Source organism: Sphingopyxis sp. GW821-FHT10B01 (assembly GCF_059415685.1).
Map to the genome: position 1 here is coordinate 404295 of NZ_JBWKNS010000003.1, position 24656 is coordinate 428950.

Below are 24656 nucleotides of genomic sequence, written 5' to 3' on the forward strand. Positions count from 1 at the left end.
CCGTACTATTGAAATAATACACCAATGGCAATCAGCTTTCGCGCTCCACCGCAACGGACACCATATTGCCGCTGACCGAGGGCCGCTCGGGCCGTTTTGCCACCGCGATCACCAGCCCGACCAGCGCGACAACGCCGCCCGCGATCGACAGCATGGCCCAGCGGTAATGTTCGAACGCAGTCGAGAACCCCATCGCGATAATCGGGATCAGCACGCTCGACCATGCCGCCTGCCCCGGCCCGACCGCACGGATGACGTTGAAATAGAGCGGGAAGGTTACTGCGCTCGCGATGACACCAAGATAGAGGACCCCACCGACATAGGCGGCGGTGGGCTCGATGACCGGCGGACCGGTGGTGATCCACGCATAGCTGCCGTCGGCGAGCGCGCCGAACAGCATCGCCCAGGCGATCATCACGACCATCGACTGCGCCCGCGCGATGCGGGTGCCCTGCATCACATTGGCGGTCGATGCGCTCATCACCCCCGCCAGCGTCAACATGGTACCCAGCAGCACTTCGCCGGCCCCAATCGAAGCCGCGCGATATTCATGGAGGATCATCAACCCGACGCCGACGATCGCAATCCCGGCTCCGGCGAGGAAGCGCCCTTCGAGCGGAGTCTTCAGAAAGGCGCGCCCGAGCAGCGTGTTGGGAACAATCAGCAGCGCAAAAAGCACCGCTACGAGGCCCGAAGTGATATGCTGCTCGGCGCGGTAAACGAAGTTGAAGTTGAAGGTGAACTGCGCGACGCCCAATGCCATCGCAAAGGCCATCGCGTGCGGTTCAAGCAACAGCCGCTCCCGCCGGATCGCGGCGAAAGCGAACATCGCGATCGCCGCGACCACGAAGCGATAGGTCACCGACCAGCTCGGCGGGACGATGCCAAGCTGTCCCTTGATGACGATCCAGGTCGACCCCCAGATCAAAGTCACCAGCGCAAAGGGCAAAAGAACGCGAGGGCTGAGCAGCGTGAGCGGCTGCTCGCTGCTCATAGCGCGCCGATCGCGGCCGCCAGCGGTGCGACCGCTTCAGCATCCTGATCCCAGCTGACGACAAGCCGCGCCGCGCCCTCACCCCAGTCGTAGAAATCAAAGCCGGCACCGCGCAATTTTGCGGCTTCCTCGGCAGTCAACCGCACGAACAGCTCGTTCGCCTCGACCGGATGCATCAACCGGCCACCGCACGCTGCGGCAAGCTTCGCCGCGCCGGCATTGGCGGCGCGCGCATTAGCAAGCCACAGGTCGTTCGCGAGCATTGCGCGGATCTGCGCTGCGACGAACCGCCCCTTGCTGAGCAAATGGCCGCCACGTTTCTTGAGCTCGCGCACCCCGGCACCACCGCTACCGCCGAAAAAGACGATCGCCTCGGCCATCATCGCGCCATTCTTGGTGAAACCGAACGACAGCGCATCGACCCCGACGCGCCATGTCACGTCGGCAGGCGCGCAGCCGAGGAAGGCGACGGCGTTGGCAAAACGCGCACCGTCCATGTGGAGCTTCATATCCGCGCCCTTGGCGATCTCGCTGATCGCGCCGATTTCTTCCGCGCGCCAAGCAAGCCCATATTCGGTCGCATTGGTAATGCTGACCGCTGCGGGCTGAACCTGATGCACATCCCGGCGGATTCCGGCGATGCGATCCTTCAGGGCGTCGGTATCGATCTTCGCGCCGCGTCCGGGCAGCGGCATCATTTTTGCACCACCCGAATAAAAGGTCGGCGCCCCGCATTCATCGACTTCGATATGCGCTTCCTCGTAACAGAGGATGCCCTGCCACGGCCGCACGAAATGCGCGAGGATGATACTGTTCGCTGCGGTCCCGGTCGGGATCCAGACGACTTCGCAATCGGTCTCGAAAAGTTCGGAAAAGGCCGCATCAAGCGACTGGCTGAGCGCATCGCCGTCATAGGCCGTATCGACTTGGTTGGCGGCCGCCAGCGCCTCCATCACCACAGGATGGACGGTCGCAGCGTTGTCGGAAAAAAAACGGGTCGCAGTCATGAATCGCGCCTTAGCGCAGGTGGGATGCCTTGCTAACCCTTCATTTCGTCTGGCTTTCATTGGGTGGGCCGACACCGTCTCCGCCGGCACCGCCAGCTCTTGCCGCTGATCAGATATGTCAGGCGGGACGCCGGTATATCCACCGGCTGAACGTCCGCGACCTGCGGACAAGATACTGCCCGGGCCAGATCAGCCGGGTGCTTATCCCATGCCGATTGACCAGCAGGCCGAAGCGCGGAATGGTCACCCGACACGGCTGCCATTCATATTCATTCTGGTCCAGGGCGTGCTCGTTATGCATTGCGTATCACTCGCCATATGCCCACCCCCGGCCATTTTCTTCCATATTGTCACTGATTTAACGCTGCATTGATACCCTTGCCTCATTGCCGGGCCATGACTCGCTCGCGCAGCGCGGCGCGCGAATGCCTCGCCTCGACTGGGCACGGTCGCTTATTCACGGCGAAGCGATCCCGGCCCTCTATCGGGCCGGGACGATTATGTTCGGGAAGATGCCGGGGCCGATATGGGCCCGCGGGTTCAGCGGTCGCGCTTGGCGAGAAGCTTGAGGCGCAGCGCGTTGAGCTTGATGAAGCCCGCCGCATCCTTCTGATCATAGGCGCCAGCGTCGTCCTCGAAGGTCACATGACGTTCGCTGTAAAGGCTGTTCGGCGACTTGCGGCCGACGACGCTCGCATTGCCCTTATAGAGCTTGAGCCGCACCGTGCCGCTGACCTTTTCCTGACTGTGGTCGATCGCCGCTTGCAGCATCTCGCGTTCGGGCGCGAACCAGAAGCCATTGTAGATGAGCTCGGCATATTTGGGCATCAGTTCGTCTTTCAGATGCGCTGCGCCGCGGTCGAGCGTGATGCTTTCGATGCCGCGGTGCGCGCGCGCATAGATTTCGCCGCCCGGCGTTTCGTACATGCCGCGCGACTTCATGCCGACATAGCGGTTTTCAACCAGGTCGAGCCGGCCGATACCATGTTTGCGGCCCAGTTCGTTGAGCGCCGTGAGCAAGGTCGCAGGCGACATCGCTTCGCCGTTGAGGGCCACGCCGTCGCCGCGTTCGAAATCGATCGTGATATATTCGGGCGTATCGGGTGCATCCTCGGGATTCACCGTGCGCGAATAGACATAGTCGGGGGTTTCATCCCACGGATTCTCGAGAACCTTGCCCTCCGACGAGGTGTGAAGAAGGTTCGCGTCGGTCGAGAAGGGGCTTTCGCCGCGCTTGTCCTTCGGCACCGGAATCTGGTGCTTTTCGGCAAATTCGATCAGCGCCGTGCGGCTCGCCAGATCCCATTCGCGCCAGGGCGCGATCACCTTGATGTCGGGGTTCAGCGCATAGGCGCTGAGTTCGAAACGCACCTGATCATTGCCCTTGCCCGTCGCGCCGTGCGCGACGGCGTCGGCGCCGACCTCCTTGGCGATCTCGATGAGACGCTTCGAAATCAGCGGGCGTGCGATCGAGGTTCCGAGCAGATAGTCGCCCTCGTAGCGCGCATTGGCGCGCATCATCGGGAAGACGAAGTCGCGGACGAACTCCTCGCGCACATCGTCGATAAAGATATGTTCGGGCTTGATACCCATCAGTTCGGCCTTGGCGCGCGCGGGTTCGATCTCTTCGCCCTGCCCCAGATCGGCGGTGAAGGTCACGACTTCGCAGCCATAGGTGACCTGCAGCCATTTCACGATGACGCTGGTGTCGAGCCCCCCCGAATAGGCGAGGACGACGCGCTTGAAGGACTCGGACATGATGGCACCTTTGGCGAGAGAAAGACGCGGGCGCGGCTAGCAGGCCACCAGCCGGGGCGCAACCGGATAGGCAAGCCGGCGGAAAGCCGGCCAACGTCACGCCCGATACGGCAATGCACCGGCTAGACGGCCTCCTAAGGCGACAAAATATACCGATGCACGCGGCGAAACTGTCTCCTTTGTCGCTTTAAGCCGCCGCCGGTCCGCCGAAGCCGGACGAGGCATTTGGAACAGCGAAGTGCGCATCGGCGGGTCATGTATCGGGCATAACATCCCGGGATTTTGTAGGACAGCGGCCTTTTGCGGCCGGGAGCCCGGTATGATGTTGTGCTTCAGCCCACCCGCGTCCAATCCATGAACCAGCTGTCGTCCCACGTCTTGCCGCCGTCGCGCGAGGTGCCCTGGAACCAGCGGCAGCTTGTTGGCGTGATCCGGTCCCATACGCCGCGATAGAGTTCCGGCCCCTTGTCTCCCTCGCCTTCGGAGAGGAAAGTCCCGGCGCCATCTTCGAACACACCAAGTTGGCCGGGCACCGTGACGACGCCCGATTTGGCGTTGACCCAATGGTCCGACCAGATCTTCTTTTCGACGTCGAGCAGGCGGAGGCCCATTCCCGAAAAGCCGCGCGCTGGGATGCGCAATTCCTCGACGCTCGCGATCCCGCCGAGGATACCGACGACGGTGGCCTCGGCAGGGAATTCGATCCACTTTTCGCTCTCGCGGAATTTGTTGTGAATGCGCCATTCGCCGGTGAGGAAATCGAAGTCGCCGGGCTTGCCGACGGGGGCGGGATTGATGGCGGAAACAGCGGCGGGGATCAGGCTGGACATAAAGGCTCCTGCGCTAAGGGTGATGATGGTGCGGCGGTCGATCTGGGTCATGGGTCGCTCCCTTCGTGACCCGACCACTTTTACGCCGCCTATCCTGACATTTTCTGTCAGTTATTTTCTGCTATGACGAAATAATGCGCGCCAGCCGCCTCCTCTCGATCCTCATTCTGCTGCAATTGCGGCGGCGGCTGACGGCCTCCGACTTGGCGGCGGAGTTCGAGGTGTCCGAGCGCACCATCTACCGCGACATCGACGCGCTCTCGGCCGCGGGCATTCCGGTCTATGGCGATCGCGGTCCCGGCGGCGGCTTTCAGTTGCTGGGTGGCTATCGGACCCAGCTCACCGGCCTGTCGGCGGGCGAGGCCGAAGCGGTGGCGATGATCGGCCTGCCCGGCCCTGCGGGCGAGCTCGGCCTCGGCGCCGCAACGAGCGCCGCCCAGAACAAGCTGATCGCTGCGCTACCCGCCGACGGCGGCGCGCTAGCCGACCGGATGACGACGCGCTTCCATCTCGATGCGGTCGACTGGTATCGCGGCGGCGAGGCGCTGCCGCACCTCCCCGCAATTGCCCGCGCGGTGCTCGATCAGCATCCTCTCAAAATGCGCTATGAAAGCTGGCAAGGCCTGCGCGACTGGACGGTCGATCCGCTCGGCCTCGTCCTGAAAGCAGGCATCTGGTATCTCGCGGCAAGGGGCGGCGGAAAGATCCGCATATTCCGGATCGCGAATATCGACCGGCTAATGGTCGGCGACACGGTTTTCGATCGCCCCGCCGATTTCCGGCTCGCGTCGTGGTGGCAGGCCGAACAGGCCCGGTTCGAGGCCGAGTTGTTCGCCGCGAAGGCGACCATCCGCGCCTCCCCCGATGGCTGCAAGCGGCTCGCTGCACAGTCGCCGCGCGGCGCCGAGGCGGTCGCGGACGCCGGCGCGCCCGCCGCCGATGGCTGGCGCGAAATGACGATGATGGTCGAAGACAGCGACCATGGCGCGCGCGATATGCTCGCACTCGGCGCCGAGGTGGAGATACTTGCGCCCGGCACCTTTCGTCACCGGATCGGTGTGCTCGCCCGCGAAATCGCCGCGCGGCACGGCTGATTGGCACCGCCATTCCGGAGCGCTATCCTGGCGTCAGGGAGACAGGTCATGGGCAAAGCGGAAATCAAGACCAAAGCCACCGAAGTGAGCGTCGGCGATTTTATCGCCGCCATCCCCGAAGCGCGGCGCCGCGAGGAAGCCGAAGCGATCAACGCGATGCATCGCCGCGTGACCGGCCTTGATCCGAAAATGTGGGGTCCGTCGATCATCGGCTATGGCAGCTATGATTATCTGTACGAGAGCGGCCGGTCGGGGACGATGTGCCGCGCCGGTTTCAGCCCGCGCAAGGCCGCGATGACGCTTTATTTGATGGGCGATTACCTCGGCCGGCAGCCCGAGGCGGACGCATTGCTCGCGAAGCTCGGCAAATATAGAAACGGCAAATCCTGCCTCTACGTCAACAAGCTCAGCGACGTGGACCTCGAGATTCTGGAAAAGCTCGTCGTGCTGAGCTGGGATATCATGAACGAACGTTACCCGGCGTAACGCCCTTCCGCCTCGCTCAGATAGTCGCGCGTGAGCGGCAGCGCATGGCGGCTGCGCGCGAACTGGATCTGGTAATTGCCCATCCCGCCGCTTTCGAACGCCGACGTCGCGCCGGCGAGATAGAAGCACCACATACGAAAGAAGCGGATCCCCATCATCGCGACGATCTCCGCCTCATGCGCCAGCGTGCGCGCATACCATTGGCGCAAAGTCAGCGCGTAATGGAGACGGAGCGTCTCGACATCGGTGACGATCAGCCGGCTCTTTTCGCTCGCTGCCAGCGTCTCGCTGAGCGCGGGGATATAGCCGCCCGGAAAAATATATTTGCGCGTGAAGGCATCGGTCGCACCCGGCCGTCCGAAACGGCCGATCGTGTGGAGCAGCATCACCCCGTCGGCGGTCATCAGATTGGCGCAAGCACGAAAGAAGGTCTCGAAATTGCGCGCGCCGACATGTTCGAACATGCCGACCGAGACGATGCGATCGAAGCGCCCGGCATCGCGCGCGGCAAGATCACGATAATCGATGAGTTCGAAGGTCACGCGGTCGGCGACCCCCGCCGCTTCGGCGCGCTGCCGCGCGAGCGCGAGTTGCTCCTCCGACAGCGTGATCCCCAGCACGTTGACCTCAGCAAGCTTCGCCAGCGTGATCGCCATGCCGCCCCAGCCGCAGCCGATGTCGAGTATCCGCTGCCCCGGCGCGAGCGCGAGTTTCGCTGCGATATGGGCCTTCTTCGCCGCCTGCGCTTCGTCCAGCGTCATGTCCGGCCGCAACCAGTAGGCGCAGCTATATTGCATATCCTCGTCGAGGAAGAGGCGATAGAGGTCGTTGCCGATGTCATAGTGATGCTTGACGTTGGCGCGCGACTGTCGCTGGCGGTTGATCGACCCGATCCGCGTCTTAACCCAGTCGGCGCATCGGCCGAACCACGTCTTGTCCTTGAGCGTCGCGCCGCGATCCCATGGCGTGTTCATGCGGATCAGGCCGATGAGGTCCATGATGTCGCCGCCCTCGATCCGCATATCGCCGTCCATGAAGGATTCGGCAGCGCCAAGCCGCGGGTCGAGAATGATGCGGCGCATGCCGGCGCGCGTCGCGAAGCGCAGAGTGAGTTCGGGAAACCCCGGTGCGGTCGCACCGAAATGCTCCTCGGCGCCATCGGGTGCGATGACGGTCAGTCGCCCCTGACGCACCACGCGAGAAAGAAACGGACTTAGTATCGACATGTGAGTAAAGTCGAAAACCCCCATCGCCCCAAATGGTTGCGGTCAGATACCGGCATACCATTCATAATCGATGCGGTCTTCCCAATAGCCGCCCTTACCCGCGCCGATCGCATCGAGGCTGGAAACCGCTTCAATCCCCTGCACATATTTCGCGTGCTTATAGCCAAGCTGGCGCTCGATCCGCAGGCGGAGCGGCGCCCCGTTGGCGATCGGCAGCACCGTCTCGTTGAGTGCCCACGCCATGATTGTCTGCGGGTGCAACGCGTCGACCAGATCGCAGCTTTCGTAATAGAGCGCGTCGCCGATCCGGTCGGCACAGCGGAAAACGATATAGCGCGCGCCGTCGCGAAGTCCCGCCGCGGCCAGGATGCCACCGAGCCGCGGCCCGGTCCACTGACCAATCGCGCTCCACCCCTCAACGCAGTCGTGGCGCGTGATCTGGGTGCGTTGCGGCATCGCGCGGATATCGGCCATCGACAGCGACAGGGGCCGTGCGACCAGTCCCGTCACCTTGATCCGCCAGTCGGCAAAGCCGCTCGCCGCATGTGCGGCATACGCATCGCCCGGCGGCAGCTTCGTGCCGTTCGAACGGAAGGTCGGCGACAGATCGGCGCGGGTGAATTCGCGTGCGAGCGCGTCGCGGTCCATCAGCGCGCGCTGACTCGCCCGGTTCATCTCCTCGCCCATCGACAGGATCTTGCGCACCGCCGGCGCCTCGTTGATTGCGTCGCAGCCCGACAAGAGAGGCAACGCTCCAGCCGCGGCGATCAAGCCGCCGGCGCGCGTAATCATTTGCCGGCGCGGCAGGATGACCGCGCTCATATATCGTCCTCCCGCTCGGGCGGCAGGCGGAACCAGCCGGTCAGCATTGAACGGACTTCGTTCAATGGTCCCGCAAGCAGAACCATCGCGATGTGGACGAAGAAGAAGGCGACCAGCGCCCATACGGTGAGAAAATGGATCGAGCGCGCCGACTGGCGCCCGCCGAACAGGTCGAGCAGCCAGGGAGCAGATGCATTCATTCCCGGCGACATGGTGAGACCCGTCGCGATCATCAGCGGCAGCAACATAAAGATGACACCGATGTAGCTGAGTTTCTGGAGGATATGATAGCGCGCCGCCGCCTCGCCCCTTGGAAAGCGCAGCCGGGCATGGTCCTTCACATCCTGCCAGATATGGCGCGGCGACCATTCGGCGCGGCGAACATGCAGATCCTTCTTCAGATGGCCGCCGAGCAGCGTCCACAACATATAAAGCGTCAAGCTGATCGCGAGCACCCATGCGAACAGAAGATGCCAGCGGCGCCCGTCGGCGAGGCTATAGGTCGTGGGGATCGTCGCCCAGCCGGGGAAAGCCCAGGTCTGCGGTTCGCCCTTGGCGTCGGTCCAGCGGCCGAGCACCCCGGTCGTCTCGATCCGCATTTCCCCGATGCGCAAGAAGCCCGTCTTCGGTGTCGAGCCTATCGCCAGCCAGGCATGGTCGGGGTTCGCGCCATATTGGCCCCAATAGAGGCGCGGGTGCGCGTTGAAGATCATCAGCCCGCTCATCAGCAGGACGAGCAGGGTCACGGCATTGACCCAGTGCCAGATACGGACGGGCAACCGGTGGCGATAGACGCGCACCGGCGGGACGGGCCTGGAAGGAGCGGCGGGAGTTTCAGCCTCGGCCATGATCCCGCCTCGCTCCTTCACTGTGCCCGGCTACGCAACGACCTCCGCCGCATATTCCCCGCGATACTGGTTGCGCAAACTGACCTTGTCGATCTTTTCGCTGCCGAGCTTGGGCAGCGCGTCGTTCGACATCCAGATCTTGCTCGGTACCTTATAGGGTGCGAGGCGCGCGCTGAGGAAGGAGCACATGTCTTCCGCGGCGACGGTGCTGCCGGGTTTCATCCAGATCACCGCGCCGACGACTTCGCCCAGCCGCTCGTCGGGCAAGCCGAACACCGCACATTCATTCGCCTCGGGATGCTCGTAGATCGCGGCTTCGACTTCCTGGCAGCTGATATTCTCGCCGCCACGGATGATGATGTCCTTCTTGCGGTCGACAATGAACAGATAGCCGTCCTCGTCGAGATAGCCGAGGTCGCCCGACCGGAAATAGCCATTGTCGAAGAAGGCCGCTTTGGTCGCGGCCTCATTGTTCCAATAGCCCTCGAAATTGGCAACCGAGCGGATGCACACTTCGCCAACGCCGCCCTGCGGCAATTCATTGCCCTCTTCGTCGAGGATCGCGAGATCGACGAGCGGCTTCGATGCCGGGCCGGTCGACATCGGCTTGGCGACATAATTTTCGTTGACGATACCACAGCCGACCGCGTTGGTTTCGGTCAGGCCATAGCCGAGCAAGGGCTTGCTCTCGCCCATTTCGGTCGCGAGGCGTCGCACATGCTCGGGCGGGCGCGGCGCGCCGCCACCAGCGTAGCTCTTGCACGTCGACAGATCATAATTCTTGCGGTTGGGGCTGACGAGAATCTCGTAGCTCATCAGCGGCACGCCGACGAAATAATTGCATTGCTCGTCCTGGATCAGCCGCATCGCCTCATCGGCGTTCCATTTGGGCATCAGCACGAGTTTGCGGCCCAGCGCGAAGCTTTGCAGGAACACAGGGATTTCGGCGGTGACGTGGAACAAAGGCGTGCAGATCAGGGTCGCGGGCTGGATGTCCGACATCTGCCCATCTTCGGTCAGCAAATGGACGATGCTCGCGGTCTGGGTGACATAGTTGAAGATCGCCTGACACACCGCTTCGTGGCGCGAATAGGCACCCTTCGACTGGCCGGTCGAGCCCGACGTGAAGAGGATGGTCGCCAGATCCTGTCCGGTCAGCATCGGCAGCACCGTTTCGGCGCTGCCGCCCGCGCCGGTGATCGGCGCGACCGCCTCATCGATCGGCCGGGTGACGTCGAGCGTGACCACTTTCGCACCATGCTCGACGCCTTCGAGCCGCGCGGCGCGCTGCACGTCGGCGATCACGAGTTTCGCTTCGCTGTCGAGGATGCCCGCCGCCAGCTCGCCGCCCTGCCACCAGCCGTTGAGCAGCGTGGCGCAGCCGCCCGCCATCAGGATGCCGATATAGGAAACGCACCACGCGTTGGCGTTGCGCATCGCCAGCCCGACGCGATCGCCGCGCTGGATGCCATAACCCTCGACCAGCCCCGCCGCGACCTGCCGCGCCGCGGCGTGGACCTGCTTGAACGACAGCCTCTCGTCGCCTTCGACCAGGAAAGTCGCGTCGCCATGCACCGCAGCAAAAAACGCAACATAGTCGGCAAGGTTGGTCGGCGCGTTGGTGATGAAGGGAAGCTGGTGGCCGAAGCGTTCGACGGACCCGAGCTGGATCGGGCCGCCGGGGCCGGTGATCAGATTATAGGCGGCTTCCAGGCGCAAATCGAGCGCTGATGGCATCTTTCATCTCTCCTCTTGGTCTCGCTCGCCTTACCCCTTATGGGGAGGCCTCTCCTGGGGAAGGACAGCGCGACTATATGTTTCTTTTTGCAACCTTAGCCGAAGCAACGCAATATCTTAACTTTCAAGATTTGATGGGCGAGAATTCCGAGATTGCGTTCAGCGTTTTCGGCCTGCCGATCCGCTGGTACGCGCTCGCCTATCTCGCCGGGATCTTCGTCGGTTACTGGTATCTGCTCAAGCTGATTGCGCAGCCCGGCGCCCCGATGGCGCGGCGCCACGCCGACGACATGATCTTCTATGCCATGCTCGGGATCATCCTCGGCGGACGGCTCGGCTATGTGCTCTTCTACAACCTCGGCAACTATATCCAGAAGCCGCTCGAGATCTTCAGACTGTGGGACGGCGGCATGTCGCTGCACGGCGGCGTCATCGGCGTGCTGATCGCGATCTGGTATGTGACGCGCAAGGAGAAGCTCAGTTTTCTGCGTTTCTGCGACTATGTCGCCTGCGTGGTCCCCTTCGGCCTCTTCTTTGGCCGCCTTGCCAATTTCGTGAACGGCGAACTGTGGGGCCGCGCAACGACGGTGCCCTGGGCAATCATCTTTCCGGGCAGCGGCACGATGGACCCGCGCCACCCGAGTCAGCTGTATGAGGCCGGCCTCGAAGGCCTGTTGATGATGGCGATCCTCGCCTTCTTCTTCTGGCGCACCGATGCCCGTTATAAGCCTGGCTTCCTGTTCGGCTTGGCGGCAATCATCTATGGCCTCAGCCGCTTTGCGGTGGAATTTGTGCGCGAACCCGATGTCCAGCTCGGCACCCTGTCATGGGGGCTGACGATGGGCCAGACGTTGACCGTGCCGATGCTGCTGATCGGTTTCTGGCTGGTCGCGACCGCCAAGGGCCGCCGTCAGCGGATCGAACCGGTCGCCGGAACCGATAGCGTTGCGTGACGGACCGCCGAGCCCGGAAACGCTGATAAGCGAAATCGCGGCGGCGCGGCCGACGACGATCGCCGACTATATGGCGGCGGCGAACAGCCATTATTACGCAACGCGCGACCCGCTCGGCGCAGCAGGCGATTTTACGACCGCGCCCGAAATCAGCCAGATGTTCGGCGAGATGGTCGGCATCTGGATCGCCGACCTGTGGCAACGCGCGGGCCGCCCCGCGTTTCGCTATATCGAGCTGGGCCCCGGCCGCGGCACGCTCGCCGCCGATGCCCTGCGTACGATGGCGCGGTTCGGCTGCACGCCGCGGGGCGTGCATCTGGTCGAGACGAGCCCGATGCTGCGCGCAGCGCAGTCGGCGCGCCTGCCCGCGGCGATCCATCATGACGATATCGACGGCCTGCCGGACGACGGTGCCGCGATCATCGTCGCGAACGAGTTTTTCGATGCCCTGCCCGTCCACCAATATATCCGCACCGCCGCCGGCTGGCGTGAGCGTATGGTCGAACGCACGGGCGAGAAACTGACGGCGATACCTGGCGACGTCCCCGCCGACGACAACGTCCCCGCGTCGCTGCAGGGCAGCGCCGAAGGAAGCATCGTCGAAACCGCGCCCGTATCCGCTGCGATCATGCAGCGCTGCGCCTTCCGCCTCGCGCGGCAGGGCGGCGCGATGCTGGTGATCGATTATGGCTATCGCGGCCCCGCCGCCGGCGACACGCTGCAGGCGGTGAAGGCGCACCAATTCGCGGACCCCTTCGCCGATGCCGGCGAGGTCGACCTCACCACCCATGTCGACTTCTCCGCGCTCGCCGATGCGGCCGGGCGCGCAGGAATCCCTGTCGCGGGACCGGTCGGCCAAGGCGCCTGGCTTCGAGCACTCGGCATCGACGCCCGGCTGAATGCGCTGGCGACTGCGGCCCCCGCCCACGCCGACGAACTCGCGGGCCAGCGCAACCGGCTCGTCGAGCCGCAAGCGATGGGCGAATTGTTCAAGGTCATGGCTGCCTGTGCCCCCGGCTGGCCGCGACCCGAAGGTTTCGGGGCAGAGGCAGCAGCATGACGACCATCACCCTCGCACGCGACAAAGATGTCGGAGAATTGACCCTGTTCGCGAGCACATCCTTCACCCACACCTTCGGGCATATCTATGACCCCGCCGACCTTGCGAGTTTTCTGGCCGGCTGGAACCCGCCCGAGCGGCTGCGCGCGCAAATCGCCGACCCGGCGTGGGCCATCGCCCTCGCCCATGATGAAGCAGGCGCGATCACCGGGTTTATCAAGATGGGTCCGATCGATTTCGACCTGCCCGAAGGCCAGCCGGTCGAAGACGCGACCGAGCTCCACCAGCTCTATGTCGGCGAAGCGGCGAAGGGCACCGGCATCGCCGCGGCATTGACCGACTGGGGCATCGCCTGGGCACGCGAACGCGCGTCGATCCTTTACCTCTCGGTCTTTACCGAAAACCCGCGCGCGCAGGCCTTTTATCGTCGCTACGGCTTTGTGGACGTCGGCCGCAATGCCTTCCGCGTCGGCAACCATATCGACGAGGACCGCATCTTCCGGCTCGACCTGTGACGGCACCATTTGTCACCGCACCGCCGCTCGACGGCATCCCGCACGGTTTTTTCGGCCGCCGCGGCGGCGTCTCGACGAGCGAGCTTGCATCGCTGAACTGCGGTCTCGGCTCGAACGATGACCCAGCGCTGATTGCCGAAAACCGGCGGCGCGTCGCGGACGCCATCCTGCCCGATGCGGCGCTCACCGGGCTCTATCAGGTCCATGGCAATCGCTGCGTCATCGTCGATCGCGACACCGATCCTGCGGCGCGACCCGAGGCCGATGCGCTTGCGACCCGCACGCCGGGCATATTGCTCGGCATCCTGACCGCCGACTGCGTGCCGGTGTTGTTCGCCGACCGCGAAGCAGGCGTCATCGGTGCCGCCCATGCCGGATGGAAAGGCGCGATTTCCGGTGTCACCGATACGGCTCTCGACGCGATGGAAAGTCTCGGCGCGCGCCGCGCGCATATCGCGGTCGCGATCGGCCCATGTATCGCGCGCGCGTCCTATGAGGTCGACGAAAATTTCGTCCGGCGCTTCACCACTGACGATCCCGCAAACGAGCGTTTCTTTGCTGCCGGACGCGCGGGCCATGCCATGTTCGACATCGCCGCTTACGTCGCGGCGCGGCTCGCTGCGGCGGGTGTCACCCGAATTGCCATCGGCGGGCAGGACACCTATGCCCAGCCCGACGACTATTACAGCTATCGCCGCGCGTGCCACAAAGGGGAGAACTCCTATGGCCGCCAATTGTCGGTGATCGGCCTACGATAGCGCGCAAAAGGGGGACGGAATGAAGGCGCTCGACATACCGCGCAAACGGCTCGTTTCGATCATCGGCGGATCGATGGGCAATCTCGTCGAATGGTATGACTGGTTCGCCTACGCCGCCTTCGCCATCTATTTCGCCCCCGTCTTCTTCCCCAAGGCCGATCCGACCGCGCAGCTTCTAAGCACCGCGGCGATCTTTGCCGTCGGCTTCATCATGCGGCCGATCGGCGCGTGGGTGATGGGACGCTTTGCCGACACCCGCGGGCGCAAGGCCGGCCTCACATTGTCGGTGGGGCTGATGTTCAGCGGGTCGATCCTGATCGCCGTTGCGCCGACCTATGCAACGGCCGGACTGCTCGGCCCCGCGACATTGCTGATCGCGCGCATGTTGCAAGGCCTGTCGCTCGGCGGCGAATATGGCGCGAGCGCCACCTACCTCTCCGAAATGGCGCCGCGTGAGAATCGCGGGTTCTGGGCCAGCTTCCAATATATGACGCTCTGCGGCGGGCAGCTTTGCGCGATCTTCGTCGCGGTTATCCTGCAATTCTTTCTGACCGAGGCCGAGCTGACCGCATGGGGATGGCGCATTCCCTTCGTCATCGGAGCGCTGCTCGCGCTCGGCGTCTATATGCTCCGCCGCAATCTCGCCGAAACGCCCTCGTTCGAGAACCAGACAGTCGACCGCCCGGTATCGACCGCGAAGCTGCTGTGGAAAGAGCATCGGCGCGAGAGCATTCTCGTCGGCATGCTGTCGGCGGGCGGCGGGCTCGCGGCCTATACCTACACCAGCTATATGCAGAAATTCCTCTACAACACCGTCGGCTTCGACAAGGCGACCGCCACCTATATCATCGCCGCGGCCTTGCTGTGGTTCACCGCGATGCAGCCGGTGTTCGGCGCGCTCGCCGACAAGTTCGGGCGCAAGCCGATGCTGCTGCTGTTCGGGATCGGCGGCGCGATTGTCGCGGTGCCGACCTTCATGACGCTCGAGACCGTCACCTCGCCCTATATCGCGACATTGCTCATCATGATCCCGCTGACGCTGCAGAGCGGCTACAGCGCGAACAATGCGCTGGTGAAGGCCGAGCTGTTTCCCGCCCACATTCGCGGGCTCGGTGTCGCGCTCCCCTATGCGATCGGCAACGCGATCTTCGCAGGCACGCTCGAAATGGTCGCGCTGGCGCTGAAGGACGCCGGCATCGAGCGCGTCTTCTATTTCTATGTCGCATTGGTGATCGCGATGGCCGGGGTCGCGACGCTGCTGCTTCCCGAAACGAAAGAGCGCAGCTTGATCGTCGAGGACTAAGGAGCCGCTCGCCGCGCATATAGTTTCAAACGAAACAGGCGTGCTATACAGGGCTCCAACACCTCAAGGAGCATCCCCCATGGCCATGCGCGGCAAACCCAAGACGAATACGAAGAAAATCGGCGATCGCGACCTCAGTCCCGCCACTCTGATGATGGGACTCGGCTATGACCCGGTGCTCTCCGAAGGCTCGCTGAAGCCGCCGATCTTCCTCACCTCGACCTTCGCTTTCGAAAGCGCCGCCGCGGGCAAGCGTTTCTTCGAACATATCACCGGCAAGCGCGAAGGCCCCGCCGACGGCCTCGTCTACTCGCGCTTCAACGGCCCGAACCAGGAAATCCTCGAGGATCGCCTTGCCGTCTGGGACGGCGCCGACGACAGCCTCGTCTTTTCGAGCGGCATGTCGGCGATCGCGACCCTGCTCCTCGCGCTCGTCGGCCAGAATGACGTGATCGTCCATTCGGGCCCGCTTTATGCTGCGACCGAAACGTTGATCGCACGTATCCTGTCACGCTTCGGCGTTAGCTTCCTCGACTTCCCCGCCGGGGCGACGCGCGAAGAGATCGATGCGATTCTCGAACGCGCCAAGACGCTCGCCAATGAGAAGGGCGGCAAGGTCGCGCTCGTCTATCTCGAAAGCCCGGCAAACCCGACCAACGCGCTCGTCGATGTCGAGGCCGTCCGCGGCGCGCGCGATGCCGCCTTCCCCGGCGAACAGCAGCCGCCGATCGCGATCGACAACACTTTCCTCGGCCCGCTGTGGCAAAAGCCGATCCGCCAGGGCGCCGAACTCGTGGTCTACAGCCTCACCAAATATGCCGGCGGTCATTCGGACCTCGTCGCGGGCGGCGTGTCGGGCGACCAGCGCTTGCTCAACATCATCCGCCCGATGCGCAACACCATCGGCACGATCTGCGACCCCAATACTGCGTGGATGCTGCTGCGCAGCCTCGAGACGCTCGAACTGCGCATGAACCGCGCCGGCGAAAATGCACTGAAGGTCTGCACGTTCCTCCGCGATCATCCGAAGGTCGACGGGCTCGGCTATCTCGGCTTCATCAGCGACGTGCGCCAGAAGGATATTTTCGACCGCCATTGCACCGGCGCCGGATCGACCTTCTCGCTGTTCATCAAGGGCGGCGAAGCCGAAAGCTTCCGTTTCCTCGATGCGCTGAAGATCGCGAAGCTGGCGGTCAGCCTTGGCGGCACCGAGACCCTCGCGAGCCATCCCGCAGCGATGACGCATCTGTCGGTTCCCGATGAGCGCAAGAAGGCATTGGGCATCACCGACAATCTGGTGCGTGTGTCGATCGGTATCGAGGATCCCGACGATCTGATCGCCGATTTCGCGCAAGCCCTCGACGCGGTGTGACCTCTTTCACCCCTCCCGCTTGCGGGAGGGGGTTATTTCCGCGCGCGCCAGTCGACGACCTGCCAGCCCATCCGCGGCGCGAGACGCTTGAGTTTGCGCGACGGGGTCGTGGCGACCGCTTCGTCGGCGAAATGCAACATGGGATGGTCGGACACATGGTCCGAATAGGCGCGGATATGTACGCTATCGCGGGTAATCGCATTGGCCGACATCCAGCCGTCGATCCGCGCGAATTTTGCGTCACCATAGCAATTGTCGCCCGACAGTCGCGCGTGAATGTGATCGGCGCCGTCGGCTTCGTCGAGTTGGGTCGCGAGCACATCGTCGATCCCCAGCCGCCGCGCGATGGCTTCAACGTAAAGATGGAACGACGCGGTCGCGAGGAGCAGCCGGTATCCAGCCTCGCGGTCGGCGGCGATCTGTTCGAGCGCGGCAGGATGCAGCCCGCGCGCGACAACCTTGTCAGCATAGCTTTCGGCAAGCGGCGCGATTTCGGTACGGCGAAACCGCTTGCCGACCAGCAACCGCAGATTGATCGCCTTGAGGCGCGACCGGTCGATGAGGCGGAGCGAATAGGCCGCGCCAGCCAGCCCGACGAGCGGCAGCAGCAACAACCGCCATTGCTGGCGCCGCCGGGCAACATGCATGAGGAATCCGCTGTAAGTCCCTGAACGCGTTATCGTCCGGTCCATGTCGTACATCGCGACGCGGTGCGTGTAGGCGGGTGTCGGCGTGACGAGTGGCTCTTCCATCCCTCACCCATAGAGTGACCCTGCATGACGGCCAAGACCTGACAGGCTAAGTCACGGATTCGCTTGCCGTCATGGGGCAAATAAGACAAGGTCGCGCACGATGGTGGCCCGGGCGGATTTCGAACATAGCGACGGCACCGATGGCGCCGAAGTTCGCTTCACGGGACGTCTGACGCTTGCGCGTCTGGGCGACTTGCCCGCACGGCTCGAAGCGCTCGGCCCGATCGCCACCCTCGACTTGTCGGCGCTCGACCGGATCGACACCGTGGGCGCGTGGATCGTCACGCGCACGGTCAATCAGCATGGTTCCAAGGTGGTCGGTGCAAGCGAAGAGGCGCAGCGCCTCCTCGAAGCATTGGCCAGCGACAAGAGCGAATATCGCGTCCACCGCGACCGCCGCCCCGCGTGGGTCCGCATGCTCGAACAGGTCGGGACCGCCAGCACCGCGATCTGGCACGAACTGCTTGGTATCGTGGGGTTCTTTGGCGCGATGATCGTGGCGCTCGGCATCCAGATTCGCGCACGCCGCCGCCTTCGCTGGAATGCCGTCGTCACACGTTTCCAGACTGTCGGTGTCGACGCCCTGCCGATCATCGGCCTGATGAGTTTTCTGATCGGTATCGTCATCGCGCAGCAGGGCTCGGTGCAGCTTGAACAATTCGGGCTCGAAGTGTTCACGATCAATCTTGTCGGCCGCGCCTCGATCCGCGAACTGGGCTTGCTGATGACCGCGATCATGGTCGCAGGCCGGTCGGGCTCGGCGTTTGCGGCGCAGATCGGTACGATGAAGCTGACCGAAGAGATCGACGCAATGCGTACGATCGGTGTGTCGCCGATGGAAGCCATCGTGCTGCCACGCGTCGCCGCTTCGACGATCACCATGCCGCTGCTCGGCTTCTATGCCAGCCTGTGCGCCATCGCCGGCGGCGGCCTGTTCTGCTGGGTCGGGCTCGACATCCCGCCGCTCACCTATATCCAGCGCCTGCGCGAAATCATCCCGATGACCGATTTCTGGATCATGTTGATCAAGGCGCCGGTGTTCGGGATCCTGATCGGCGTTACCGGCTGTTACGAAGGCATGCAGGTTCGCCAGAATGCCGAGGAGGTCGGGCAGCGCACGACGTCTGCCGTGGTCGCCGCTATCTTCCTCGTCATCGTGCTCGACGCGATGTTCGCCGTCTTCTTCTCTTCGCTGGGGTGGAATTGATGGCCGAAGAGATCGAACAGGAAATCAAGGAAGAGCTGGCAGCCGCCGACGCAGTGCGTCCCGAAAAATTCGACAAGGCCATCTGCATTCGCGGTCTTCGCAACCAGTTTGGCGACGCCGTCATTCACGACGACCTGAATCTCGACGTCCGGTCGGGCGAGATCCTTGGCGTCGTCGGCGGGTCGGGCACCGGAAAATCGGTCCTGATGCGCTCGATCATCGGGCTGCAGACGCCGACTGCGGGCGAGATCGAGGTCTATGGCAAGACGCTCGACACCATCGCGAACGAGGAAGAATCGCGCGACCTGCGCCGGCGCTGGGGCGTCATGTTCCAGGGCGGTGCGCTCTTTTCGACGCTGAGCGTCGCTGAAAATATCCAGGTACCGCTGCGCGAATATTACCCGCGACTCGACCAGAAGCTGCTCGACGAGATCGCCGCCTACAAGGTCGCGATGGTCGGCCTGCCTCCCGACGCCGGGCCCAAATATCCCGCCGAGCTGTCGGGCGGCATGGTCAAGCGCGCCGGGCTCGCGCGCGCGCTCGCACTCGATCCCGCCCTGCTCTTCCTCGACGAGCCGACCGCGGGCCTCGACCCGATCGGCGCCGCGAAATTCGACGAATTGCTTCGCGGGCTCGCCGACACAATGGGCCTGACGGTCTTTCTGATCACCCACGACCTCGACACGCTCTATGCCACCTGCGACCGTGTCGCGGTGCTTGCGGAGAAGAAGGTGATCGCAGTCGGCACGATCCCGGAACTGCTTGCCACCGAGCATCCGTGGATACAGGATTATTTCAACGGGCCGCGCGGCCGCGCTGCGGCCAGCGGGAACCAGACCGCACAGCGGCGATAGGAACAGCTGATGGAAACACGCTCAAACAACGTCCTCGTCGGCGCTTTCGTTCTCTTCTTTACGGCCGCGCTCGCTTTTTTCGTCGTCTGGCTGGCGAACGACAGCGGCGGCAACAAACGCGAATATGACATATTTTTCAAACAGTCGGTTGACGGACTGAACAAAGGTGCGGCGGTGCAATTCTCCGGCGTGCCGGCAGGTCAGGTCCGGGAAATCGCGCTGTGGCCCGAAGATCCGCAATTCGTCCGGGTACGGATCGAAGTGAATGAAGGCGTGCCCGTGCTGCAGGGCACGACCGCCGCACTCGAAGGCGTCGGCTTCACCGGCGTGTCGCAGATCTCGCTCGATGGCGCGGTCAAAGGCGCACCGCCGATCTCCGACAAGGGCCCCGCCGGCAAGCCGGTCATCCCGACCCGAGTCGGCGGCCTCGGCGAACTGCTCAACACCGCGCCGCAATTGCTCCAGCGCCTGTCGACACTGACCGAGCGCCTCGCCGAACTCGCCGACGACGAGAATCAGGCAAGCCTCCGCGGGATCCTCAAGAATGTCGAGGCGAGCACGGCCATCCTCGCGCGCAACGGCCCGGCAATCGAAAAAGCCCTCGCCGACACGCGTATTGCCATCCAGCAGACCGGCAACGCCGCCGAGCAGATCGGCAATCTTGCCGCATCGGCGCAGGGCACGATCGACCGCAATGTCGATCCGGCGATGGCAAATCTGCGCGATACGCTGAAATCGGCCAATGCATCGATGGCAACGCTGGAGAGCGCCATCTCCGACGCGCGTCCCGGCCTCAAGACTTTCAGCGAGACGACGATCCCCGAAGCCAATGCGCTGATCCGCGACCTGCGCCGCACCTCCGCCTCGCTGTCCAGCCTGACTGACAAGCTCGACCAGCAGGGTGCGGGCGCCGTCATCGGGGGCAGCAAGCTGCCCGACTATAAAAAGTGAGGACCAGACCCCCCATGCCCAGTTCCTTCCGCCGCCTTCGTGCCCCGCTGCTCGCCGCTATCGCCGCCGTCTCGCTGTCGGCGTGCATCGGCCTCGGTGGCAAGACCCCACCCTTCCTGCTGACGCTCGACGCCGACGCGGCGCCAAGTGCCGGCGGCGCGCGCACCTCGGCCGAAGCCGCAACGCTGACGATCCTGATTCCGACCGCGCCGCAGAAGCTGCGCACGACACGTATCCCGGTCCAGCAGGACGGGTCGAGCGTCACCTATGTGAAGGACGCCCAATGGGTCGAGGCGCCCTCGCGCCTGTTCCAGCGGCTTGTTTCCGAAACCGTGTCGGCGCGTACATCGCGGGTCGTGCTCGACGAAGGGCAATATCTGACGGCGCCGGGCGAGCAGCTCGCCGGTCAGCTCATGGAATTCGGCGTCGATGCGAGCACCAACGAGGTGGTCGTCGTCTATCAGGCGATGCTGGTGTCGGCGGGCGGCAAGACGGTGACACAGCGCCGCTTCGAAGCGCGCGAGGCGATCGGCGGCAAGGTCGAGGCGAAGCCCGTCGGCGAAGCCCTGACGCGCGCGGCGAACAAGGTTGCGGGCGAAGTCACCGGCTGGCTCGGCGGTTAGGTCCCGCTTCCGGGACCCTTCCCATTGCCATTTTCCGTTGCGGGCCCTAGAGGGCGCCGCATCACATCACCTCTTTCTGCACAGCCTCTTCCGGGTTTCCGGCTGTGCCCTTCCTTTCGAGCCCGCTGACTTGAAAGGATCATGCTATGGCGTGGGTCATCCTCGCGATCGCCGTTTTTACCGAAATCTGCTGGGCGCTCAGCCTCAAATGGGCCGCGACGATCGGCACCTGGCAGGCCTCGATCATTCCCGTCTCCTTGAGTTTTGTGAATATGGCGCTGCTCGCGTTCGCGATGCGCGGCATCTCGGCGGGCACCGCCTATGCGATCTGGACCGGCCTCGGCGCGGTTGGCGTTATCATCGGCGGCATTTTCTGGTTCGGCGAAAAGGTAAACGGGGTCCAGATCGGCTTCATGACGCTGATCGTCATCGGCGTCGTCGGAACCAAGCTCTTTTCGTCTTCCTGATCGGTTGACGAGACAGTCGGCGGCCTAATGCTGCCAAGGCTTGTAAACGAACTCCAGGCTGTAGCCGTCCGGGTCAATCACCTGCGCGGCATAATATCGAGGATCATAATATTCCTGCGCGCCGGGAATGATCTTTACAGTCGCGCCGGCAGTCAGAGCCGCATCAAAAGCCGATCGCACCTCTGCTTCCGAATGGGCGACGAAGCCGACGTGCACTGCATCGGGTGACGGCGCCCCTTGCCGGAGCCAGAAAAAGACGCGTCCGTTCGCACCAAAACCCTTGAGATCGGGGTGACCGGGCGGACCGTCTTTTCCAGCATAATCGTGGCGAATGCTGATGCCCAGCGTGGGCAAAACCGCCTCGTAGAATAGGATCGAGCGGTCCAGATCGCCCACGGTCAAAAAGATATGATCGAGCATCAACCCAGCAGGCTCTTCGATGCCTGCTCAGTCACGTCGCGTGACAGACCGGGCTGCGCGAGAATACGTTGCAGTTCGGCCTTCATCAGCGCCTGCCGTCCTTCGTCGAAGCGTTTCCAGCGGCCGAGCGGCGGGATCATTTTCGCCGACGTCTGCGGATTCTTGGGATCGAGCGCAATGACGAGATCGGCGATCAGCCGGTACCCTGCGCCGTCGGCCTGATGAAACGCCGCCTGATTGCCCGTCAGCGCGCCATAAAGCGAGCGCACGCGGTTGGGGTTGGTCAGCGTGAAGTCGGGGTGCTGCGCGAGATCCTTCACCGCATCGACGGTGTCGGCACGCAACGACCAGGCCTGCACCTGAAACCATTTGTCGAGCACGAGCGGATTGTCACGATAGCGCTGATAGAAGATGTCGAGCGCTGCGACGCGCTCGTCGCTGTCGCCATGCGCGAGCGTCGCGAGCGCAGCCTGCCGTTCGGTCATCCCGTCGGCGTCGGAGAAAATCCGGAAGGCCTGCGCCGGGACATCATCGATCCCCGTTGCGGCGAGATAGGCCAGCGCGACACCGCGCAGACGGCGGCCACCTTTTGCCTTGCGCGACAGGTCGGTCGCCGGCGGCGCGTATCCTGCAAGGATCGTCCGCCATTCGCTTTCGAGCGCGGTGCCGATCGCGGCCTGCAGCGCGAGCCGTTCACGGCGGATCGCATCGGGATCGACCGTCACCATCTGGTCACCGATGAAGGCTTCGCTGGGCAGCAGCACCGCTTCGGCGACGAAAGCGGGATCTGCGGCCGCACCGGTCAGCGTCTGCCCGATGGCATCGATCACCGCCTGATAGTCGCCGCGCTCGCCCGACACCGCGACGACGAGCGTGTCGAGCATCAGCTGCTGGAGCGCTTCATAGCGCGCGAACGGATCGTCGTCGTGCGCGGCGAGCCAGGCCAGTTCGCCCGCTCCGCGCTCGAAATCAACGATGATCGGCGCCGAAAAGCCGCGATTGACCGACAGCGCCGGCCGCGCAGCAAATTTTCCGAGCGCGATACGCTGGGTCGCGCCGGTCACGATAACCAGCGTGTCGGGCAGCGCATCGCCGCTGCCGTCCATGGCAAAGGCGGCGAGGCGCAGCGGCATCATCATCGGCAGTTTCTCGGGCTGCCCCGGTGTCGGCGGAACCGTCTGCACGATATCGAGCGACCATATGCCGCCCTCTTCGGTCAGCGACAGTTTGAGCCGCGGCGTTCCCGCCTGCTCGTACCATCGGCGGAATTGGCCGAGGTCGATGCCCGCGCCCTCCTCGATCGCCTTGACGAAATCTTCGCACGTCGCCGCCTCGCCGTCGTGGCGGTCGAAATAGAGATCGGTGCCTTTGCGAAACCGGTCGGCCCCGACCATCGTCGCCATCATCCGGATGATCTCGGCGCCCTTGTTATAGATGGTCGCGGTGTAGAAGTTCGAGATTTCCTGAAAGCTGTCGGGGCGGATCGGGTGCGCCAGCGGTCCCGCATCCTCGGGGAATTGCGCGGCGCGGAGCAGACGGACATCCTCGATCCGCTTGACCGGCGGCGATCCCATATCGGCCGAAAAACTCTGGTCGCGAAAGACGGTGAAGCCTTCCTTCAGGCTGAGCTGGAACCAGTCGCGGCAGGTAACGCGGTTGCCCGACCAGTTGTGGAAATATTCATGCGCAACCACACCCTCGACACCGTCATAATCGACGTCGGTCGCGGTGTCGGGGTCGGCGAGGATGTAACGCGTGTTGAAGACGTTGAGCCCCTTATTCTCCATCGCCCCCATGTTGAAATCGCTCACCGCGACGATGTTGAACAGGTCGAGGTCATATTCGCGGCCATAGACGCGCTCGTCCCACGCCATGCTGTCCTTCAGCGCCTGCATCGCATGGCCGGTGCGATCCTCGTCGCCGCCGCGCACCCAGATACCCAGTTCGACCTCGCGCCCCGACATCGTCGTGAAACTGTCGCGGTTGACGACAAGATCGCCAGCGACGAGCGCGAACAGATAGCTCGGCTTCGGCCACGGGTCTTCCCACAACGCCCAATGGTCGCTCCCCTCTTCGCCCTGTTCGACACAATTTCCGTTCGACAGCAGGATCGGGAAGGCCGCCTTATCGCCCCGCATCCGCACCTTGTAGCGGCTGAGCACATCGGGGCGGTCGGGGTGGAAGGTGATGCGGCGGAAGCCTTCGGCCTCGCACTGGGTGCAGAGCAGGCCGCCCGACGCATAGAGCCCCGACAACTGGGTATTCGAAGCGGGGTCGATGACGGTATCGACCTCGACCGTCGCCGTCGTCCGCTCGCCGAGATCGACGATCAGGTCGCTGCCGTCCATCCGCCAGTCGTTCCACACCTCGCCGTCGACGCGCACCGCCGCCGGGGTCAGGCCGTCGCCGCGCAGCAGCAGCGGCACCGGCGCATCGGCATGGCGGACCACCGACAAGGCCGCGCCGACCTGCGTCGCGTCGATGCCCAGCACAAAATCGAGTGCGATGTCGGGGATCTGCCATTCGGGCGGGCGATAATCGGCGCGATGGATGGTGACGGGGATGGCGGGGGTGGAAGAGGCATCGGTCATGATAAGCGATCTAGGCGCGGCGTCGTGG

General features: G+C 63.9%; 24 protein-coding genes. 13 read left to right on the forward strand and 11 right to left on the reverse strand.

Annotated elements, in window-relative coordinates; all coding sequences use genetic code 11:
* Positions 1-31: 31 nt before the first annotated feature.
* From AC07NV_RS10830 to AC07NV_RS10845, 4 genes are all read right to left on the reverse strand, one after another.
* Positions 32-994 carry a DMT family transporter gene (locus AC07NV_RS10830; RefSeq protein WP_495166358.1) on the reverse strand — a complete coding sequence of 321 codons (963 nt, stop codon included), beginning with the start codon at positions 992-994 and terminating at the stop codon, positions 32-34.
* Entirely contained in the window at positions 991-2001 is a 1011-nt protein-coding gene (locus AC07NV_RS10835) for a threonine aldolase family protein (protein ID WP_495166359.1), read from the reverse strand. The genes AC07NV_RS10830 and AC07NV_RS10835 overlap by 4 nt, the downstream gene beginning before the upstream one ends.
* A 540-nt stretch (positions 2002-2541) precedes the next feature.
* Positions 2542-3759: an argininosuccinate synthase gene (locus AC07NV_RS10840; protein WP_495166360.1), complete on the reverse strand. Its 1218-nt coding sequence runs from the start codon at positions 3757-3759 to the stop codon at positions 2542-2544.
* Positions 3760-4091: 332 nt separating this feature from the next.
* Entirely contained in the window at positions 4092-4640 is a 549-nt protein-coding gene (locus AC07NV_RS10845) for a hypothetical protein (RefSeq protein ID WP_495166361.1), read from the reverse strand.
* An 83-nt stretch (positions 4641-4723) separates the two neighbouring features.
* Here AC07NV_RS10845 and AC07NV_RS10850 point away from each other — a divergent pair, with 83 nt between their 5' ends.
* Together AC07NV_RS10850 and AC07NV_RS10855 are read left to right on the forward strand one after the other, a co-directional pair.
* Positions 4724-5683, forward strand: a complete 960-nt coding sequence (locus tag AC07NV_RS10850) for a helix-turn-helix transcriptional regulator (RefSeq protein WP_495166362.1) — start codon at positions 4724-4726, stop codon at positions 5681-5683.
* Between the two features lie 48 nt (positions 5684-5731).
* Entirely contained in the window at positions 5732-6169 is a 438-nt protein-coding gene (locus AC07NV_RS10855; protein WP_495166363.1) for a DUF1801 domain-containing protein, read from the forward strand.
* On the opposite strand, the gene AC07NV_RS10860 is transcribed toward AC07NV_RS10855, so the two are convergent.
* The 4 genes from AC07NV_RS10860 to AC07NV_RS10875 are packed head-to-tail and all read right to left on the reverse strand — an operon-like array spanning position 6157 to position 10802.
* The gene (locus AC07NV_RS10860) at positions 6157-7395 is read right to left on the reverse strand and encodes a class I SAM-dependent methyltransferase (RefSeq protein WP_495166364.1); all 1239 of its coding nucleotides are present in this window, start codon (positions 7393-7395) and stop codon (positions 6157-6159) included. The genes AC07NV_RS10855 and AC07NV_RS10860 overlap by 13 nt on opposite strands.
* Before the next feature lie 42 nt (positions 7396-7437).
* Positions 7438-8217 carry a molybdopterin-dependent oxidoreductase gene (locus AC07NV_RS10865; protein WP_495166365.1) on the reverse strand — a complete coding sequence of 260 codons (780 nt, stop codon included), beginning with the start codon at positions 8215-8217 and terminating at the stop codon, positions 7438-7440.
* Entirely contained in the window at positions 8214-9065 is an 852-nt protein-coding gene (locus tag AC07NV_RS10870; RefSeq protein ID WP_495166366.1) for a cytochrome b/b6 domain-containing protein, read from the reverse strand. Before AC07NV_RS10870 ends, AC07NV_RS10865 begins: the two co-directional genes overlap by 4 nt.
* Positions 9066-9095: 30 nt before the next feature.
* Positions 9096-10802: a class I adenylate-forming enzyme family protein gene (locus AC07NV_RS10875; protein ID WP_495166367.1), complete on the reverse strand. Its 1707-nt coding sequence runs from the start codon at positions 10800-10802 to the stop codon at positions 9096-9098.
* 134 nt (positions 10803-10936) lie between these two features.
* Here AC07NV_RS10875 and lgt point away from each other — a divergent pair, with 134 nt between their 5' ends.
* From lgt to AC07NV_RS10905, 6 genes are all read left to right on the forward strand, one after another.
* Positions 10937-11755, forward strand: coding sequence for a prolipoprotein diacylglyceryl transferase (gene lgt, locus AC07NV_RS10880; protein ID WP_495166368.1), 819 nt, complete (start codon positions 10937-10939; stop codon positions 11753-11755).
* The gene (locus AC07NV_RS10885) at positions 11742-12815 is read left to right on the forward strand and encodes a class I SAM-dependent methyltransferase (protein ID WP_495166703.1); all 1074 of its coding nucleotides are present in this window, start codon (positions 11742-11744) and stop codon (positions 12813-12815) included. The genes lgt and AC07NV_RS10885 overlap by 14 nt, the downstream gene beginning before the upstream one ends.
* The gene (locus tag AC07NV_RS10890; protein WP_495166369.1) at positions 12812-13330 is read left to right on the forward strand and encodes a GNAT family N-acetyltransferase; all 519 of its coding nucleotides are present in this window, start codon (positions 12812-12814) and stop codon (positions 13328-13330) included. Before AC07NV_RS10885 ends, AC07NV_RS10890 begins: the two co-directional genes overlap by 4 nt.
* Positions 13327-14088 carry a peptidoglycan editing factor PgeF gene (pgeF, locus tag AC07NV_RS10895; protein WP_495166370.1) on the forward strand — a complete coding sequence of 254 codons (762 nt, stop codon included), beginning with the start codon at positions 13327-13329 and terminating at the stop codon, positions 14086-14088. The genes AC07NV_RS10890 and pgeF overlap by 4 nt, the downstream gene beginning before the upstream one ends.
* Positions 14089-14107: 19 nt before the next feature.
* Positions 14108-15391: an MFS transporter gene (locus AC07NV_RS10900; RefSeq protein WP_495166371.1), complete on the forward strand. Its 1284-nt coding sequence runs from the start codon at positions 14108-14110 to the stop codon at positions 15389-15391.
* Positions 15392-15470: 79 nt separating this feature from the next.
* On the forward strand, positions 15471-16763 hold the full coding sequence (locus AC07NV_RS10905) for a cystathionine gamma-synthase family protein (protein WP_495166372.1): 1293 nt from the start codon (positions 15471-15473) through the stop codon (positions 16761-16763).
* A 32-nt stretch (positions 16764-16795) separates the two neighbouring features.
* Here AC07NV_RS10905 and AC07NV_RS10910 read toward each other — a convergent pair whose 3' ends face one another.
* Complete coding sequence (locus tag AC07NV_RS10910) at positions 16796-17515, reverse strand: HAD family hydrolase (RefSeq protein ID WP_495166373.1); 720 nt, start codon at positions 17513-17515, stop codon at positions 16796-16798.
* 100 nt (positions 17516-17615) lie between these two features.
* Here AC07NV_RS10910 and AC07NV_RS10915 point away from each other — a divergent pair, with 100 nt between their 5' ends.
* From AC07NV_RS10915 to AC07NV_RS10935, 5 genes are all read left to right on the forward strand, one after another.
* A complete protein-coding gene (locus tag AC07NV_RS10915) occupies positions 17616-18722 on the forward strand; it encodes an ABC transporter permease (protein WP_495166374.1) in 1107 nt (368 codons plus the stop codon).
* Positions 18722-19576 (forward strand): ABC transporter ATP-binding protein, encoded by an 855-nt coding sequence (locus AC07NV_RS10920; protein WP_495166375.1) that lies wholly within the window; start codon positions 18722-18724, stop codon positions 19574-19576. The genes AC07NV_RS10915 and AC07NV_RS10920 overlap by 1 nt, the downstream gene beginning before the upstream one ends.
* 9 nt (positions 19577-19585) lie before the next feature.
* Positions 19586-20527, forward strand: a complete 942-nt coding sequence (locus tag AC07NV_RS10925; RefSeq protein WP_495166376.1) for an MlaD family protein — start codon at positions 19586-19588, stop codon at positions 20525-20527.
* Positions 20528-20541: 14 nt separating this feature from the next.
* Positions 20542-21150 (forward strand): ABC-type transport auxiliary lipoprotein family protein, encoded by a 609-nt coding sequence (locus AC07NV_RS10930; protein ID WP_495166377.1) that lies wholly within the window; start codon positions 20542-20544, stop codon positions 21148-21150.
* 146 nt (positions 21151-21296) lie between these two features.
* Positions 21297-21617 (forward strand): DMT family transporter, encoded by a 321-nt coding sequence (locus tag AC07NV_RS10935; protein WP_495166378.1) that lies wholly within the window; start codon positions 21297-21299, stop codon positions 21615-21617.
* Positions 21618-21641: 24 nt separating this feature from the next.
* On the opposite strand, the gene AC07NV_RS10940 is transcribed toward AC07NV_RS10935, so the two are convergent.
* Together AC07NV_RS10940 and pepN are read right to left on the reverse strand one after the other, a co-directional pair.
* Positions 21642-22037: a VOC family protein gene (locus tag AC07NV_RS10940; protein ID WP_495166379.1), complete on the reverse strand. Its 396-nt coding sequence runs from the start codon at positions 22035-22037 to the stop codon at positions 21642-21644.
* Positions 22037-24628, reverse strand: a complete 2592-nt coding sequence (pepN, locus tag AC07NV_RS10945) for an aminopeptidase N (RefSeq protein ID WP_495166380.1) — start codon at positions 24626-24628, stop codon at positions 22037-22039. Before pepN ends, AC07NV_RS10940 begins: the two co-directional genes overlap by 1 nt.
* Between the last annotated feature and the right edge of the window lie 28 nt (positions 24629-24656).

Excerpts from the sequence above, each read along its gene's own strand:
- AC07NV_RS10830 (WP_495166358.1), bottom strand. The coding sequence starts at position 994 with ATGAGCAGCGAGCAGCCGCTCACGCTGCTCAGCCCTCGCGTTCTTTTG.
- AC07NV_RS10835 (WP_495166359.1), bottom strand. The coding sequence starts at position 2,001 with ATGACTGCGACCCGTTTTTTTTCCGACAACGCTGCGACCGTCCATCCT.
- AC07NV_RS10840 (WP_495166360.1), bottom strand. The coding sequence starts at position 3,759 with ATGTCCGAGTCCTTCAAGCGCGTCGTCCTCGCCTATTCGGGGGGGCTC.
- AC07NV_RS10845 (WP_495166361.1), bottom strand. The coding sequence starts at position 4,640 with ATGACCCAGATCGACCGCCGCACCATCATCACCCTTAGCGCAGGAGCC.
- AC07NV_RS10850 (WP_495166362.1), top strand. The coding sequence starts at position 4,724 with ATGCGCGCCAGCCGCCTCCTCTCGATCCTCATTCTGCTGCAATTGCGG.
- AC07NV_RS10855 (WP_495166363.1), top strand. The coding sequence starts at position 5,732 with ATGGGCAAAGCGGAAATCAAGACCAAAGCCACCGAAGTGAGCGTCGGC.
- AC07NV_RS10860 (WP_495166364.1), bottom strand. The coding sequence starts at position 7,395 with ATGTCGATACTAAGTCCGTTTCTTTCTCGCGTGGTGCGTCAGGGGCGA.
- AC07NV_RS10865 (WP_495166365.1), bottom strand. The coding sequence starts at position 8,217 with ATGAGCGCGGTCATCCTGCCGCGCCGGCAAATGATTACGCGCGCCGGC.
- AC07NV_RS10870 (WP_495166366.1), bottom strand. The coding sequence starts at position 9,065 with ATGGCCGAGGCTGAAACTCCCGCCGCTCCTTCCAGGCCCGTCCCGCCG.
- AC07NV_RS10875 (WP_495166367.1), bottom strand. The coding sequence starts at position 10,802 with ATGCCATCAGCGCTCGATTTGCGCCTGGAAGCCGCCTATAATCTGATC.
- lgt (WP_495166368.1), top strand. The coding sequence starts at position 10,937 with ATGGGCGAGAATTCCGAGATTGCGTTCAGCGTTTTCGGCCTGCCGATC.
- AC07NV_RS10890 (WP_495166369.1), top strand. The coding sequence starts at position 12,812 with ATGACGACCATCACCCTCGCACGCGACAAAGATGTCGGAGAATTGACC.
- AC07NV_RS10900 (WP_495166371.1), top strand. The coding sequence starts at position 14,108 with ATGAAGGCGCTCGACATACCGCGCAAACGGCTCGTTTCGATCATCGGC.
- AC07NV_RS10905 (WP_495166372.1), top strand. The coding sequence starts at position 15,471 with ATGGCCATGCGCGGCAAACCCAAGACGAATACGAAGAAAATCGGCGAT.
- AC07NV_RS10910 (WP_495166373.1), bottom strand. The coding sequence starts at position 17,515 with ATGGAAGAGCCACTCGTCACGCCGACACCCGCCTACACGCACCGCGTC.
- AC07NV_RS10915 (WP_495166374.1), top strand. The coding sequence starts at position 17,616 with ATGGTGGCCCGGGCGGATTTCGAACATAGCGACGGCACCGATGGCGCC.
- AC07NV_RS10920 (WP_495166375.1), top strand. The coding sequence starts at position 18,722 with ATGGCCGAAGAGATCGAACAGGAAATCAAGGAAGAGCTGGCAGCCGCC.
- AC07NV_RS10925 (WP_495166376.1), top strand. The coding sequence starts at position 19,586 with ATGGAAACACGCTCAAACAACGTCCTCGTCGGCGCTTTCGTTCTCTTC.
- AC07NV_RS10930 (WP_495166377.1), top strand. The coding sequence starts at position 20,542 with ATGCCCAGTTCCTTCCGCCGCCTTCGTGCCCCGCTGCTCGCCGCTATC.
- AC07NV_RS10935 (WP_495166378.1), top strand. The coding sequence starts at position 21,297 with ATGGCGTGGGTCATCCTCGCGATCGCCGTTTTTACCGAAATCTGCTGG.
- AC07NV_RS10940 (WP_495166379.1), bottom strand. The coding sequence starts at position 22,037 with ATGCTCGATCATATCTTTTTGACCGTGGGCGATCTGGACCGCTCGATC.
- pepN (WP_495166380.1), bottom strand. The coding sequence starts at position 24,628 with ATGACCGATGCCTCTTCCACCCCCGCCATCCCCGTCACCATCCATCGC.